Origin of the sequence: Pseudomonas sp. TH32 (assembly GCF_016650855.1) — a bacterium.
GTDB lineage: Bacteria > Pseudomonadota > Gammaproteobacteria > Pseudomonadales > Pseudomonadaceae > Aquipseudomonas.
Window position 1 is genome coordinate 145,781 of record NZ_JAEKFA010000002.1, and the last position, 15,482, is coordinate 161,262.

Here is a 15,482-nt window from a genome sequence, read left to right on the forward strand (position 1 = left end):
CTCAGGCTAAAGTGGATTGACTTTCTTTAAAAATGAATAATAGTGAGTAACTTGTTCAGTTTTGGAGAATGGTGATGGAGTTTAGTCAATTGCGTATTTTCCAGGCGGTGGCCGAGGAGGGCTCCATCACCCGTGCTGCCGAGCGTTTGCACCGGGTGCCGTCCAACTTGTCGACCCGGCTTAAACAGATGGAAGAACAGCTGGGCGTCGAACTGTTCGTGCGCGAGCGCCAGCGCTTGCAGCTTTCTCCCGCAGGCAAAGTGTTGTTGGACTACAGCGCACGCCTGCTGGCCCTGCATGACGAAGCCCATGGCGCGGTGCAAGGCGGGCAACCGGCCGGTGACTTTGTGCTCGGCAGCATGTACAGCACGGCGGCGATTCACTTGCCCAAGCTGTTGGCGCGCTACCACAAGGCGTATCCGATGGTGAACCTGCAGGTGCAATCGGCCCCCAGCGGTGAGTTGCTGGAAGGCTTGATTACCGGGCGCCTCGACGCCGCGCTGGTGGACGGGCCGTTGACCCTGGCCACCCTGGATGGCGTGCCGCTATGCGAAGAGCGCCTGCTGCTGATTTGCGAAGCGGACCACCCGCCCGTGCGTGGTCCGCAGGATGTTGCCGGCCGCTCGGTGTTCACGTTCCGACGCAGTTGTTCCTACCGGGCGCGGCTGGAAGCGTGGTTTTCCCACGACCGTGTGGCGATGGGCCGAGCCATCGAGATTGAGTCCTACCAGGGCATGCTGGCTTGTGTGATCGCCGGTTCCGGGGTGGCGTTGATGTCTGAATCGATGCTCGACAGCCTGCCGGGCAAGGACAGTGTGTCCATTCATCCGCTGGCCGAGCCTTTTGCCAGCGCCACCACCTGGTTGATGTGGCGCAAGGGCATGCTCGGCGCTAACCTCAATGCGTGGATTGACCTGCAGCAAGAGGGCAAGGTGGCACTGGAACCCTTAACCCGAGCGATTGCTTGAACGATCCGTCAGGATTTTGATCAATTCAGTAATAGTTCGTTGTGGTTTCGTTCAAGCAATCCGTAGGACTTAAGACTACTATCTGTAGGAAGCGGCCACAGAATTCCAGCCGCTCGGCATTACCCCAAGGGGGCACCATGAAAGAGAAACTGCAAAACTGGCTGCACGACCTCGGCGTCGCACTCGGCTTGATCGAGCCACCGCTGCAACCGGTGCCAATTCGCACCGATGACGAGCAGCGTCGGCCGCGTCGCAGGTAAGTCCTGAAAGCGCCCAAACCCCCGGTGTTTGGGCGTGGTCTGAAGCGGTATAAATTTATGTGGGAGCGGGCTTGCTCGCGAATACGGTGTATCAGTGAACTTTGCACTGACTGACGCAGCGTATTCGCGAGCAAGCCCGCTCCCATATTTGTTTTGTGCACTTGCAAAAAAAGGCTGATGTCAGGAAAGTTTTCGAAAAAGCTATTTGATCATTTCGCGGAAATACCTGAGTAGTCCGAATCTGTGCACGTCAGTCATGCTTTGGCGTTCTAGTGTCGGAAGTAGACTACTTGTTTGTCAGAAGTATCTGGCTTATTCAATTCTGAAGATAAGCGTAGGTTGAGTTCCGTTAGGAAAAGATTTGTATCGTTTGCATTTCCAGAACCCCAACTTTATTGAACTCCCCTTGAGCACGTCAGAATTGTTGGAGATAAAGCTATGATGCTTTCTTCCGCCCCGCCAGTCGCTGCGTCACTCATCGCCATCACCGAAAATATTTTACATATCGCCCCTGCGTCCAGAGGCTGGAAGGCTGACGCGCCCAGCAATGTAGTGTTTTTCCCGCCGACATTAACCAAGCAAGCGCTGCTTATGCAGATCGGACTGTTGCGTCCATCAACGATCATAGTCGGTGACCAGCCTATTGATGCAGATGTCATTGACCAATGGCGTGTATCCCACCCATTTGGAAACCTCTGTCTGGTCCGCAGAGGGACGAGCCTGGATAAGATTCGATTGGATCTGTGCGCCTCTAACAACATTCAAGTGATCAATACGCCGGGGGTCAACTCGCCGCATGTTGCCGCTTATATTGCACATTGGCTGACCCTGGCCGATGGCTCTCTCCCCGATGATATTTGTGTGCTGGGATACGGCAATGTTGGAAAAGAACTCGTCAAGTTATTACTTGATCGAAATCCGACTGTTCGGATTAAGGTGTTGGTTCGGCCCGGTCAAGTATCGGACGCTATCGGCAAAGTCTTTTCCGACACTAAAGTGTCATTTGTCGTGGACTGGTTCGAAGCGTTGAAGGGTGCCGATGCAGTCGCCTTATGCTTGTCCCTGAATGATGAATCTACTCATCGTATTGATCGGGCCCTTATTCAATGTATGCACAGGCAAGCTCGCCTGGTCTGTGTCGCCAAGCCGGATGTCTTCAGCGATGATGCTTTGCAGGCCCTGGCTACGGCAGAAGGTATCCAGCTGGTATTGGACTACGGTCCCAGGACACTGGACGCGTTTCGCAGGCGTACAGAAGCACTCGGCTGTAGTGTCTACGCCTGGTGCAAACCGGCAACGCTTACGACACAGGCGGCAACCACCGAAGCCTGCCATGGCGACCTTGACTATGCCGTCTCTGTTCAACTGAGCCTGGTGGCCTTGCGCAGCCTTGTCAGGCGCAAACTTGCACATTCATTGATGATCCCCACTCAGCAGGCACATGCCGGTTCACCGCGCGTGTCGATCATCGGCAGGGGTATCAACGGCCTGCTCCAGGCCGTGATGTTCCGCCTGGCGAATTATCAAGTCATCGTTTACGGAGGAACGCAGGCGCGCGACGGCGCCAGCCATAACAGGGTGAACATGCGCCATCTGTCAGCAACGGAGACGACGGCAAAGCCGCTACGCAATGGTTATCTGACGCCCGGAAATCAGTATTTGGCCGTTGAGTGCAATCGTGCAGGCATTGAGTTGTTTGAAAAGCTCCTCGCCGACAACCCGTCCCTCGCACCATTCGCGCGGTCGCGGATTGTACGAGCCTACGCGGACGACGCCAGTGGCGTAGAGGCCGCGATCCGCGAACAGTGCGATATCGAAAACAGGCCGTGGCCCAGTGGCAAGCCGGGCAATGAGCTTGCAGAGATCAGCCAGCCGCAATTCCAGGCAAGTTATGGAATTCCAGGGATCAGCCGGGCTATTGAGGTATCGGGCTACGATCTGGAGTTTGCTCATCTAATGGATGAATTAGTGGCGCTTTTGCAGCGCTCCGGGGTGCAGTTCCTGCCCCGGAATTTGAGTCCGGTCCAGATTGCTGACCTGAGCAGAGAACACTTCGTCGTCACGGCCATGGGGGTAGAGGAACCCGAGGTGTTCGCGATCGTTGGCTGGTTTTTCAAACTGCGTGCGGTGGGGAATGAGGGTGTCGAAATGCGCGGACTCAAGCTGCAGTACGACCTGCCCATCGGCGTCATGAATTGCCGCTTGGACGGAGACTTTATTCTTGTCTCCGGTGGTCGGGTTCCGCCCGATTCGATGCAGGAACATAAGGAAGAGGTACTGGCGGCTTGCCTGACGGCTGTGGCTCGGCACTTTCCAGTGTCCTACCGCAGCGCGATCGAAAGTGGCAACTTGCAGGTTATTGAATGTGCCCGGCCCGGCACCGCAGATGGACTTTCAATCGTTTATTGGTCCGCGTACAACCGAATTGTCGCGGGGGCAACTTATGCCGGGGGTACAACCCAGGGATTGGTATGGGCTTCTTTGGTTCAGGAAGTCATTCAGGCAAGGGCGCCGGCGGTTTCGGTAATGTGGGAATGAAAAAAAACGGGTGCGACATCCGACGTCGCACCCGCTGAAGAAAGCTGCTTTCAACTATTCGTTCAGATCGCCCGAGCCGCAACAGCCTCCGGACGACGGGACAGCAAGCTCACCACCACAAAACTCACCAGGCCCACGCCCAGGCTGTAATAGATCGGGGTATTGGCGTCCAAACCGTCCTTGATCATGAACACCAGCGCCGTCACAAAGCCCAGGGTCATGGACGTAATCGCCCCGGAGGTCGTCGCGCGCTTCCAGAAAATCGCCCCGATCAGCGGGATCAGCATGCCGCCCACCAGCAGGTTGTAAGCCAGGGTCAGCGCGCTGATCACATCGGTTACCACCAGTGCGATACCCAGTACGGCAATCCCCGTCAGCAGGGTAAACAGACGGTTGATCTTCAGGCTCGACTGTTTACCGCCCCGCAGGCGCGGCAGCAGGTCTTCGGTCAATACGGTGGACGCGGCAAGCAAGCCGGCGCTGGCGGTGGACATCATCGCGGCCAGTGCAGCAGCAATCACCAGGCCACGGATACCGTCCGGCAGCGAGACTTTGACGATGGCAGCAAACGCGTTGTTGACGTTGTCCAGGTCCGGGATCAGTACGTGGGCGGCCATGCCGATCAGCGCACAGGCCAGGCCGTAGAGGATGCAGTAGAAACCGGCGAAAGTGCCTGCGTACTTGGCGACCTTTTCGTCACGGGCGGTGAACACCCGTTGCCAGATGTCCTGGCCGATCAGGATGCCGAAAAAGTAGATCATGAAGTAGGTGATGATGGTGTCCCAGCCAATTTCGGTGAAGCTGAAATTCGACGCGGGCAGCTTCGCCACCAATTCATCCCAGCCGCCGACGCGGTACAGGCAGATCGGCAGCAGGATAAACATCAGGCCGACGGTCTTGATCACGAACTGCACGATGTCGGTCAGGGTCAGCGACCACATGCCGCCGATGGTCGAGTACACCACCACCACGCCACCGCCCAGCAGCACCGAGATCCAGAACGGCAGGCCGAACAGCACTTGCAGTACGGTGCCGATGGCGAGGATCGAGGTCACGCCGATCATCAGCGCGTAAGCCAGCATGATCACCGCACTGGCCTGGCGGGCCATGGGGTTGTAGCGCTTTTCCAGGACCTGGGTCACGGTGAAGATTTTCAGTTTCAGCAGCGGCTTGGCCAGGAACAGGTTCAGCGCAATGATCCCCGCACCCAGGGCGGCGCACAGCCAGAAACCGGAAATGCCATGCACATAACCCAGGCGCACGGTGCCGACGGTGGACGCACCGCCCAGCACGGTGGCCGCCATGGTGCCCATGTACAGCGTCGGGCCCAGGTTGCGGCCGGCCACCAGGTAGTCTTCATGAGTCTTGGCCCGGCGCATGCCGTAGTAGCCGAGCACCAGCATGCCGGCGGCGTAGATGAGGACGACGAATAGATCTAAAGCCATGACGGCGAGTCTCCGATTATCTTTTTTATGGGCGATCAGGCGGCGGTTTGCAGCGCTGATTTAGCGAGCGAATCCATGCTCTTGCTGCGAGGATCGTTCGGCCCGTAGACGGCAGCCGGTTCAGGGAACACCCGAAGCAGCGTCAGGTACACCAGCGAGGCCAGGCCCAGGGTGACCGGCAAACTGATGTCGATGCCATCGGCGAGGTTGCCCAGCGGCCCGACAAACTGCCCCGGCAGGTTGACGAAGCACAGGCCCACCAGCGCACTCGGGATCCAGGCCCCAAGGCCGCGCCAGTTCCAGCCGTGGCTGAACCAGTAGCGCCCGCCGGTTTCACCGCGGGTGAACACTTGCAGGTCGTCCGGGCAGTAGTAACCCCGGCGCACGATCAGGCCGATGATCATCATCACCATCCACGGCGTGGTGCAGGTGATGATCAGCACGGCGAAGGTCGACACGCTCTGCACCAGGTTGGCGGCGAAACGTCCGATAAAGATGAAGGCAATCGACATCACCCCGATCAGCAGCGTCGCCTTGACCCGCGACAGCAGCCGTGGGAACACGCTGGACATGTCCAGCCCGGTGCCATACAGCGAGGTGGTGCCAGTGGACATGCCGCCGATCACCGCGATCAGGCACACCGGCAGGAAGAACCAGCTCGGCGCCACGGCCAGCAGGCCGCCGACATAGTTGTTGGAGGCGATGTAGTCCGGTGCCTTGATCGCCACAATGGTCGCGGTGGCCAGGCCGAACAGGAACGGAATCAAGGTTGCGATCTGCGCGAACACCACCGCCAGCATGATCCGTATCTTCGAGGTTTCCCGCGGGATGTAGCGCGACCAGTCGCCGAGGAACGCGCCGAAGGAAATCGGGTTGCTCATGGCCACCAGTGCCGCACCGATAAACGCGGCCCAGAAGCCGGTCTGGCCGAGGGCGACGGTGCCGGCGAAGTGGCTGTCGAAAGCGGGCGCGAAGGCGAAGATGCCCAGCAGGAACAGCAGGCTGGCCGCCCACACCGCGATACGGTTGACCCACAGCATGAAGCGAAAGCCGTAAATGCATACCGTCAGCACGAGAATGGCGAACACGCCGTAGGCCAGGCCCAGGGTCAGGTCGGTTTCCGGCAGGCCCACCAGCCGTTTCGCACCGCCCACCAGCGCATCGCCTGAACTCCACACCGAGAGTGAGAAGAACGCGATCGCGGTCAGCAGCGACAGGAACGAGCCGACAATCCGCCCGTGCACACCAAAATGCGCACCGGAAGACACCGCGTTATTGGTGCCATTGAGCGGCCCGAACAGGCCCATGGGCGCGAGGATCACCGCCCCCACCAGCACGCCCAGCACAATCGCCCAGACGCCGGCCTGGAACGACAAGCCGAACAGCACCGGAAAGCTCCCCAGCACGGCGGTGGCGAAGGTGTTGGCACCGCCGAAAATCAGGCGAAACAAATCCTTCGGCCCGGCGGTACGTTCGTGGTCCGGGATCTGTTCGACGCCGTTGGTTTCTATGTTGCGAATACTATTTTCGTTGTTTTTATTATTCATGATCAGCTCCGATCACATTGGCTAAGGGGGCGGCAGCCCTTCCGGCATAGCGGACAAATGTTCGTGACAGGCCAGCCACAGGCCTTCTTTTTGTTGTGTGCGATCACCTTGCCGTTTGAAGACAATGGTCTCGCGTTCCTGGCTAAAGAATTGCTCCCCGTTCATGCGCAGCTCGGTGGCCACGTCATGCACAAATACCGCGACGTCACCTTGCAGGCTGACGAATGCGTTGCTTGAGGTGCAGGACAGCACCTCAAATCCCTCGTCCCGGCGCCAGCTATCCCACAACACCTGGTAGGCGTCGCGACTCAGCAGCGGCTGGGGGAGGGTGTAGAACACGAAGCTGGCGTCGGCGCTGAACGCACCGAAGTAAGCCTCGCGGTCATTGCGGGCGAAGGCCGACACCAGGTCGGCCGCGGCTTTTAATACCTCGGCCTGGTCGCTCATCAGCGGTGCGCCACGCCCGGCAGTACGCAGAGCATTTCGTACAGCAGGTTGGCGCCCAGCAGCGAGGTGTTGCCGGTGGTGTCGTACGGCGGCGAAACTTCTACCAGATCGCAACCAATCAGATCCAGGCCTTGGCAGCCGCGGATGATTTCAATCGCCTGGATCGTGGTCAAGCCACCGATTTCCGGGGTGCCGGTGCCAGGTGCCCAGGCCGGATCGATGCCGTCGATGTCGAAGCTCAGGTACACCGGGCCGCCGCCGACTTTCTCGCGCACTTCGGCCATCAAGGGTGCCAGCGAGTGGTGCCAGCATTCTTCGGCCTGGACCACACGGAAACCCTGCTTGCGGCTCCAGTTGAAGTCTTCGGCGGTATAGCCCTGGGCGCGCAGGCCGATTTGAACAACGCGGTCGCAATCCAGCAGGCCTTCTTCCACCGCGCGGCGGAAGGTGGTGCCGTGGGCGATTTTCTCACCGAACATATGGTCGTTGACGTCAGCGTGGGCATCGATGTGCACCAGCCCGACCTTGCCGTGTTTCTTGTGGATCGCCCGCAGGATCGGCAGGGTGATGGTGTGGTCACCGCCCAGGGTCATCGGGATTACGTTGTGTTCGAGGATCTCGTCGTAGGCTTCTTCGATGATGCGCACGGCGTCCAGCAGGTTGAAGGTGTTGATCGCCACGTCGCCGATGTCGGCAACCGACAGCGAGTCAAACGGTGCAGCACCGGTGGCCATGTTGTAAGGGCGGATCATCACCGATTCGGCGCGGATTTCCCGAGGCCCGAAACGGGTGCCGGCACGCAGGGAGGTGCCGATGTCCAGGGGCACGCCGACGAAGGCGGCATCCAGGCCCTTGGCCGATTGCAAATGGGGAAGACGCATCATGGTGGCGATGCCGGCGAAGCGCGGCATTTCGTTGCCGCCCAGTGGTTGGTGGAAAATCTTGTCCACGGGATTGCCTCATCGTTTTGTTTATTAGAAGCCGATTCTGCGAAATGCACGGGAGGGGAAGAATCGGCAGGGGCAAATACTTAGTTCAGATTTTTCTAAACTAATGGCTGAGGTAAACTCGGCTGCAACTGTAGGAGCTGGCTTGCCAGCGATGCAGGCGCCTCGGTGTAACAGGCGCACCGAGTGGATTCCATCGCTGGCAAGCCAGCTCCTACAGGTTTTGTGTTACTTGGAGATCTTATGGCCAACGCCTTGCCCGACCTGAAACTCCTGCGCATCTTCGTCAGCGTCGTGCGGCACCAGGGGTTCGCCAACGCCCAGCACGAACTCAACCTGTCGACCTCGGCCATCAGCACCTACATGAGCCAGCTGGAAGCCGCGTTGGGCCTGGTGCTGTGCCATCGCGGCCGGGGTGGGTTCAGCCTGACCAGCAAGGGCGAGCTGTTCCATCAGGAAACCCTGCGTCTGTTGGGCGAGCTGGAAGGCTTCGAGCAATATGCCGCCGCACTCAAAGGTGAGTTGCGCGGCACCCTGAAGCTCGGCGTGCTCGACTCCACCGTCAGCGATAAGGCCCTGCCGTTTGCCGAAGTCATCGGCGCCTACAGCCAGGAGCACCCGGCGGTGCATTTGCATCTGTCGGTGATGAGCCCCTACGAATTGCAGCTTGGGGTACAGGACAATCGCCTGGACCTGGCCATCGGCGCCTTCTCCAACCGGATGAGCGGGCTGATCTATATGCCTCTCTACCGCGAACAGCACTGGCTGTATTGCAGCACCCGCCACCCGTTGTTCAACGAGCGGCGTATCCCCGAACAAGTCATCACCCAGCAGCGCATGGTCGGCCGCGGCTACTGGAGCCAGGCCGAACTGGCGCGCCACGGCTTCAAGCACAGCGCCGCCACGGTAGAAAGTATGGAAGCGCAGTTGATCCTGGTGCTGTCCGGCGCCTACATCGGCTACTTGCCGGAACACTACGCCCAGGCCTGGGCCGACAAAGGCGACTTGCGGGTGCTGCTGCCGGCGACCTTTGGTTACCAGGCGCCGTTTTCGATGATCATGCGTCGGGGCCGCAGCCGCGAGCCGTTGATCCAGACTTTCCGCGATTTACTCAAAGCCCAGCTCAACCAGGCCTGAAAACCCATGTCCAGACCCCAATGTTCCCGCTGCCTGCGGCCCACCACCCACTGCCTGTGCGCGCTGATCCCGAGCCTGGAGAGCCGCACCCGCGTGTTGCTGTTGCAGCATCCGAGTGAGGTCAATCATGCATTGAACACCGCGCGCTTGGCGGCCCTCGGACTGGTGAATGCGCAGTTAATAGTGGGAGAGGTATTTGAGGATTTGCAGGTGCTGTTGAATCCACCGGGTTATCAGGCGCGGCTGTTATTCCCCGCCGAGGATGCGCAACCGCTGCAGGCCTACACGCCATCCGACGAACCGTTGCTGCTGGTAGTGCCGGACGGGACCTGGCGCAAGGCGCGCAAGCTGCTGCACCTCAATCCCTTGTTGGCGGCGTTGCCTCGGGTGACGCTGGCAGAAGGTGCCATGTCCCGGTATCGACTGCGCAAGGCGCCTGGGCCCGGGGCTTTGTCGACGGTGGAAGCCATCGTGCAGGCATTGCAGGTGCTTGAAGCGCCCACTTCATTTGAGCCGCTGTTGAAACCATTCGAGGCGTTGATCGAAGGGCAAATTGCCGCGATGGGCGACGAAGTGTTCCAGAGAAACCACGGCCCGGCCTGACTTATTCCATTAAGCGATAAGCACCACACTTTGCGTGATATGGCCCGCCAGTCTTTCCCGGTATGATAGTCGCCCCCGCAGTCTGGATTGCGAATACGCCATGACCTTGCAGTACCCCACCATCGCCGATTGCGTCGGCAACACCCCGCTGGTCCGCTTGCAGCGCCTGCCGGGCAACACCAGCAATACCTTGTTGCTCAAGCTCGAAGGGAACAACCCGGCCGGCTCGGTCAAGGACCGCCCGGCGCTGTCGATGATCACCCGCGCCGAGCTGCGTGGGCAGATCAAGCCCGGCGACACCTTGATCGAAGCCACCTCCGGTAACACCGGGATTGCCCTGGCCATGGCCGCCGCCATCAAGGGCTACAGGATGATTCTGATCATGCCCGACAACGGCAGCGCCGAGCGCAAGGCGGCGATGACGGCCTATGGCGCCGAGTTGATCCTGGTCACCCAGGAAGAAGGCATGGAAGGCGCCCGCGACCTCGCCGAGCGCATGGCCGCCGAAGGCCGTGGCCTGGTGCTGGACCAGTTCGCCAACGGCGACAACCCCGAGGCGCACTACACCACCACCGGCCCGGAAATCTGGCGCCAGACCCAGGGCACCATTACTCACTTCGTGAGTTCGATGGGCACCACCGGCACCATCATGGGCAACTCGCGCTACCTCAAGGAGCAGAACCCCGAGATCCAGATCGTCGGCCTGCAACCGATGGAAGGCGCGGCGATCCCGGGGATCCGTCGTTGGCCCGAAGAGTACTTGCCGAAAATTTATAACTCGGCCCGCGTCGATCGCATCATCGACATGGCCCAGCGTGAAGCCGAAGACACCACCCGCCGGTTGGCCCGTGAAGAAGGCATCTTCTGTGGCGTGTCGTCCGGTGGCGCCGTTGCCGGGATGTTGCGCTTGTCCCAGGAGTTGGAAAACGCAGTGATCGTCGCGATCATCTGTGACCGTGGCGACCGTTACTTGTCGACCGGCATTTTCGACGCGCCCAACTGATGGCCAAGCACGAGAGAGGCCTGCGCTTCCAACCCACGGGCGGCAGCCGGGCCCCACAGATTCCTGTAGGCAAGAAGCAACGCCTGACCATCGAGCGCCTGGCCAACGACGGCCGCGGCATTGTGTTCTTTGAAGGCCGCACCTGGTTTGTAGTGGGTGCCCTGGCCGGCGAAGAGGTTGAAGCGCGGGTGCTGGGCGCCCATGGCAAAGTGGTCGAGGCACGCACCGAGCGCGTATTTACCGCCAGTGAACTGCGCCGCCCGGCACCCTGTGTGCACGCCGGCCGCTGTGGCGGTTGCAGCCTGCAACACTTGCCCCATGACGAACAGCTCGCCCTGAAACAGCGCATGCTCGCCGAGCAATTATCCCGTGTGGCAGGTGTCGAACCCCAGGAGTGGGCCGTGCCGTTGAGCGGGCCGGAATTCGGCTATCGCCGTCGCGCCCGCGTGGCCGTGCGCTGGGATGCCAAGGCGAAGAAACTCGAGGTGGGTTTTCGCGCCGTGGCCAGCCAGGACATCGTCGGGATCGATGATTGCCCGGTGCTGGTACAGGCCTTGCAACCGATCATGCAGCGTTTGCCGAACATGTTGCGGCGTCTGAGCAAGCCTCAGGCGTTGGGGCATGTGGAATTGTTCAGCGGGTCGTCGATTGCCGTGTTGTTGCGGCACATGGCGCCCTTGTCCGAAGCAGACCTGACGATCCTGCAGGAATTTTGTACCTTCCATGAAGCCCAGCTGTGGCTGCATGGCGAGGGCCAGCCGCAACCCTTCGAACCGGACCAGGCCCTGGGCTATCGTCTGGAACAGTGGGATTTGCAGTTGGCGTACCGCCCGGGAGACTTCGTGCAGGTCAACGCCGGGGTCAACGAGGCGATGGTTGCCCAGGCCCTGGAATGGCTGGCGCCAAAGCCCGACGAGCGGGTGCTGGATTTGTTTTGTGGCTTGGGCAACTTTGCCTTGCCGCTGGCCCGTCAGGTGCGGGAAGTGGTGGCGGTGGAAGGTGTGCAAGCCATGGTGGACCGGGCGGCACAGAATGCCGTCAGCAATAATTTGCATAATGCGCAGTTTTTTCAGGCCGATTTGTCCCAGCCTTTGACCGACGCGGAATGGGCCAAAGAGGGCTTTTCTGCGGTACTCTTGGACCCACCCCGCGATGGTGCCCTGGAGGTTGTGCGCAAGCTCGCCACTCTGGGGGCTGATCGCCTGGTGTATGTGTCCTGCAATCCGGCAACGCTGGCGCGGGACACGGTCGAGTTGGTCAAGCAAGGCTACCGGCTAAAACGTGCCGGGATCCTCGACATGTTTCCCCAGACGGCCCATGTCGAGGCCATGGCGTTATTTGAAGCGGGCTAGGATGCCCGTTTAATCCGACTGGCCTGCATCTCCTGGGCCTGTGACCTGCCAGGGAGCGTGCATAAGCTTTTTTTGTAAAGCAGGTCAGCGATGATTTTGACGCACTAAAAGGTGCGTCGTAGGGAAGGTAAGCAAGATGGTACAGGTGAGAGCACACCAGCCGATCAACACCGACGGCAGTATCAATCTCGAGGCATGGCTGGATCATGCCATCAGTGTCGACCCGGCACTGGACCGTGAAGCCTTGAAAGCAGCCTGCGAGTTCGCTCGTGAGTCTGAGCAGCAAGACAATGCGGCCAAGAACCTGTGGGCCGAAGGCACTTCAAGCTTTCGCACCGGGTTGGAAATCGCCGAGATCCTCGCCGATCTCAAGCTCGATCAGGATTCACTGATCGCGGCGGTACTGTATCGCGGCGTGCGCGAAGGGCATATTCAGCTGCCCACCGTCAGCCAGCGTTTCGGCACCGTGGTGGCCAAGCTGATCGACGGCGTGCTGCGCATGGCGGCCATCAGCGCCAGCCTCAGCCCGCGCCAGTCCATGGTGCTGGGCACCCAGGGCCAGGTGGAAAACCTGCGCAAGATGCTGGTGGCGATGGTCGACGACGTTCGCGTCGCGCTGATCAAGCTGGCCGAGCGCACCTGCGCGATTCGTGCGGTGAAAACCGCCGACGACGAAAAGCGCAACCGCGTCGCCCGCGAGGTGTTCGACATCTACGCGCCGCTGGCCCACCGCCTGGGCATCGGCCATATCAAGTGGGAGCTGGAGGACTTGTCCTTCCGTTACCTCGAACCCGATCAGTACAAACAGATTGCCACGCTGCTCCATGAGCGGCGGCTGGACCGTGAGCGCTTCATCGCTGACGTGATGAGCCAATTGCGCACGGAATTGCAGGCCACCGGGGTCGAAGCCGACATCAGTGGCCGGGCCAAGCACATCTATTCCATCTGGCGCAAAATGCAGCGCAAGGGCCTGGCCTTCAGCCAGATCTACGACGTGCGCGCCGTGCGCGTGCTGGTGCCGGAAATGCGCGACTGCTACACCGCGCTGGGTATTGTCCACACGCTGTGGCGGCACATCCCCAAGGAATTCGACGACTACATCGCCAACCCCAAGGAAAACGGTTACCGCTCGTTGCACACGGCGGTGATCGGCCCCGAGGGCAAGGTGCTGGAAGTACAGATTCGCACCCACGCGATGCACGAGGAAGCGGAGCTGGGCGTATGTGCCCACTGGCGCTACAAGGGCACCGACGTCAAGGCCGGGTCCAACCAGTACGAGGAGAAAATCTCCTGGTTGCGCCAGGTGCTGGAATGGCATGAAGAGCTGGGCGACATCGGCGGTTTGGCCGATCAGTTGCGGGTGGATATCGAGCCCGACCGGGTCTACATCTTCACCCCTGACGGCCACGCGATCGACTTGCCCAAGGGCGCCACGCCGCTGGATTTTGCCTACCGCGTGCACACCGAGATCGGCCACAACTGCCGTGGCGCGAAGATCAACGGGCGCATCGTACCGCTCAACTACAGCCTGCAGACCGGTGAGCAGGTCGAGATCATCACCAGCAAGCACGGTACGCCGAGCCGCGACTGGTTGAACCCGAACCTGGGCTACATCACCACGTCCCGGGCCCGGGCGAAGATCGTCCACTGGTTCAAGTTGCAGGCGCGCGACCAGAACGTCGCCGCCGGCAAGACCTTGCTCGAACGCGAATTGGCGCGCCTTGGCCTGCCGCAGGTGGACTTCGACAAGCTGGCCGAAAAGGCCAACATGAAGATCGCCGAAGACATGTTCGCCGCCCTCGGTGCCGGCGATCTGCGCCTGGCGCAGTTGGTTAATCTGGCCCAGCAACTGGTTGAGCCGGAGCGCGGCAGCGAGCAGCTGGAACTGATCCCGCGCAAGGCCACCGGCTACAAGCCTGGCAAGCGTGGCGATATCCAGATCCAGGGTGTCGGCAACCTGATGACGCAAATGGCCGGTTGCTGCCAGCCATTGCCGGGCGACGCCATCGTCGGCTACATCACCCAGGGCCGCGGGGTGAGCATTCACCGCCAGGACTGTGCCTCGGTGTTGCAGCTGGGCGGGCGCGAGCCGGAGCGGATCATCCAGGTCAGTTGGGGCCCGGTGCCGGTGTTGACCTATCCGGTAGACATCGTCATCCGTGCCTACGACCGTTCGGGGCTGTTGCGTGACGTATCGCAAGTGCTGCTCAACGAGCGGATCAACGTGCTGGCGGTCAACACCCGCTCGAATAAAGAGGACAACACGGCGTTGATGTCCCTGACCATCGAGATTCCGGGGCTGGACGCGTTGGGTCGGTTGCTGGGGCGTATTTCCCAGTTGCCGAACATCATTGAGACCCGGCGCAACCGGACACCATGAGTAGCCCGATGTATTCGCTTGAAGATCTGCTGTATTTGATGAACCGCCTGCGGGACCCGCAATACGGGTGCCCGTGGGACATCAAGCAAACCTACGCCACCATCGTTCCCCACACCCTGGAAGAAGCCTACGAAGTCGCCGACGCCATCGAGCGCGGGGATTTCGATCACCTGCAGGGTGAGTTGGGCGACCTGTTGTTCCAGGTGGTGTATTACAGCCAGCTGGCGCGGGAAGAAGGGCGTTTCGAATTTGCCGGGGTGATCGACAGCATCACCCGCAAGCTGATTCGTCGTCATCCCCACGTTTTTCCTACCGGCGACTTGTATGCACCGCTGGATATCCCGCCATTGAGCGAAGAGCAGGTCAAGCTGCGCTGGGAAGAGATCAAAGCCGAGGAGCGTGCGGAAAAGTCCGACGCGCCACAGCAATTATCCCTGCTGGATGACGTGCCCACGGCCTTGCCGGCGCTTTCCCGTGCTGCGAAGTTGCAAAAGCGCGCCGGGCAGGTGGGTTTCGACTGGCCCGATGCGTTGCCGGTGGTGGACAACGTGCGCGAAGAGCTGGATGAAGTGCTCGAAGCCATGGCTGACAACGACCCGGCCGCCATCGCCGATGAGGTGGGTGACCTGCTGTTTGCGGCGGTCAACCTGGCCCGTCATCTGGAAGTCGACCCGGAAGCCGCCTTGCGTTTAGCCAACGCAAAATTCGAACGACGTTTCCGATTTATCGAACAGGCATTGCGCGAGACCCACCGTCCCATAGAAGATTGCACCCTCGAAGAGTTGGACGCCCTGTGGGGCGAAGCCAAACGCCAGGAAAAGAACCTGTCCAGCTGCGGCTGAGCCGTTGCCCAAG

Annotated in this window: 13 protein-coding genes; 9 read left to right on the forward strand and 4 right to left on the reverse strand. The window is 60.4% G+C overall.

The features are described from left to right. Positions 1-74: 74 nt before the first annotated feature. The 3 genes from ptrR (at position 75) to JFV30_RS04415 (ending at position 3,766) form a co-directional block, all read left to right on the forward strand. Positions 75-968, forward strand: a complete 894-nt coding sequence (gene ptrR, locus JFV30_RS04410; protein WP_010176483.1) for a putrescine utilization regulator PtrR — start codon at positions 75-77, stop codon at positions 966-968. 137 nt (positions 969-1,105) lie between these two features. Continuing rightward, positions 1,106-1,228 carry a PA1414 family protein gene (locus JFV30_RS33405; protein ID WP_003210728.1) on the forward strand — a complete coding sequence of 41 codons (123 nt, stop codon included), beginning with the start codon at positions 1,106-1,108 and terminating at the stop codon, positions 1,226-1,228. Positions 1,229-1,666: 438 nt separating this feature from the next. After that, positions 1,667-3,766 carry an FAD-dependent oxidoreductase gene (locus JFV30_RS04415; RefSeq protein ID WP_201122111.1) on the forward strand — a complete coding sequence of 700 codons (2,100 nt, stop codon included), beginning with the start codon at positions 1,667-1,669 and terminating at the stop codon, positions 3,764-3,766. 62 nt (positions 3,767-3,828) lie between these two features. On the opposite strand, the gene JFV30_RS04420 is transcribed toward JFV30_RS04415, so the two are convergent. Genes JFV30_RS04420 through speB form a run of 4 tightly spaced genes read right to left on the reverse strand, consistent with a single transcriptional unit; the run spans position 3,829 to position 8,155 of the window. Then, positions 3,829-5,211, reverse strand: a complete 1,383-nt coding sequence (locus JFV30_RS04420) for a sodium:solute symporter (RefSeq protein WP_201122114.1) — start codon at positions 5,209-5,211, stop codon at positions 3,829-3,831. Between the two features lie 35 nt (positions 5,212-5,246). Beyond that, entirely contained in the window at positions 5,247-6,758 is a 1,512-nt protein-coding gene (locus JFV30_RS04425) for a purine-cytosine permease family protein (protein WP_201122115.1), read from the reverse strand. Positions 6,759-6,779: 21 nt separating this feature from the next. After that, positions 6,780-7,205, reverse strand: a complete 426-nt coding sequence (locus JFV30_RS04430; protein ID WP_201122117.1) for a YybH family protein — start codon at positions 7,203-7,205, stop codon at positions 6,780-6,782. After that, positions 7,205-8,155, reverse strand: coding sequence for an agmatinase (speB, locus tag JFV30_RS04435; RefSeq protein ID WP_003210733.1), 951 nt, complete (start codon positions 8,153-8,155; stop codon positions 7,205-7,207). Before speB ends, JFV30_RS04430 begins: the two co-directional genes overlap by 1 nt. A 240-nt stretch (positions 8,156-8,395) precedes the next feature. On the opposite strand from speB, the gene JFV30_RS04440 reads away from it, so the two are divergent. The 6 genes from JFV30_RS04440 (at position 8,396) to mazG (ending at position 15,469) form a co-directional block, all read left to right on the forward strand. After that, the gene (locus JFV30_RS04440; protein ID WP_003210734.1) at positions 8,396-9,289 is read left to right on the forward strand and encodes a LysR family transcriptional regulator; all 894 of its coding nucleotides are present in this window, start codon (positions 8,396-8,398) and stop codon (positions 9,287-9,289) included. 6 nt (positions 9,290-9,295) lie between these two features. After that, positions 9,296-9,892, forward strand: a complete 597-nt coding sequence (locus JFV30_RS04445) for a tRNA-uridine aminocarboxypropyltransferase (RefSeq protein ID WP_201122120.1) — start codon at positions 9,296-9,298, stop codon at positions 9,890-9,892. 100 nt (positions 9,893-9,992) lie between these two features. Further along, the gene (cysM, locus tag JFV30_RS04450) at positions 9,993-10,895 is read left to right on the forward strand and encodes a cysteine synthase CysM (protein ID WP_029616143.1); all 903 of its coding nucleotides are present in this window, start codon (positions 9,993-9,995) and stop codon (positions 10,893-10,895) included. Further along, positions 10,895-12,247 carry a 23S rRNA (uracil(1939)-C(5))-methyltransferase RlmD gene (rlmD, locus tag JFV30_RS04455; protein ID WP_201122121.1) on the forward strand — a complete coding sequence of 451 codons (1,353 nt, stop codon included), beginning with the start codon at positions 10,895-10,897 and terminating at the stop codon, positions 12,245-12,247. The genes cysM and rlmD overlap by 1 nt, the downstream gene beginning before the upstream one ends. Before the next feature lie 136 nt (positions 12,248-12,383). Then, entirely contained in the window at positions 12,384-14,627 is a 2,244-nt protein-coding gene (gene relA / locus JFV30_RS04460; RefSeq protein WP_010176475.1) for a GTP diphosphokinase, read from the forward strand. An 8-nt stretch (positions 14,628-14,635) separates the two neighbouring features. Beyond that, entirely contained in the window at positions 14,636-15,469 is an 834-nt protein-coding gene (gene mazG, locus JFV30_RS04465; RefSeq protein ID WP_201122124.1) for a nucleoside triphosphate pyrophosphohydrolase, read from the forward strand. Positions 15,470-15,482 lie beyond the last annotated feature (13 nt).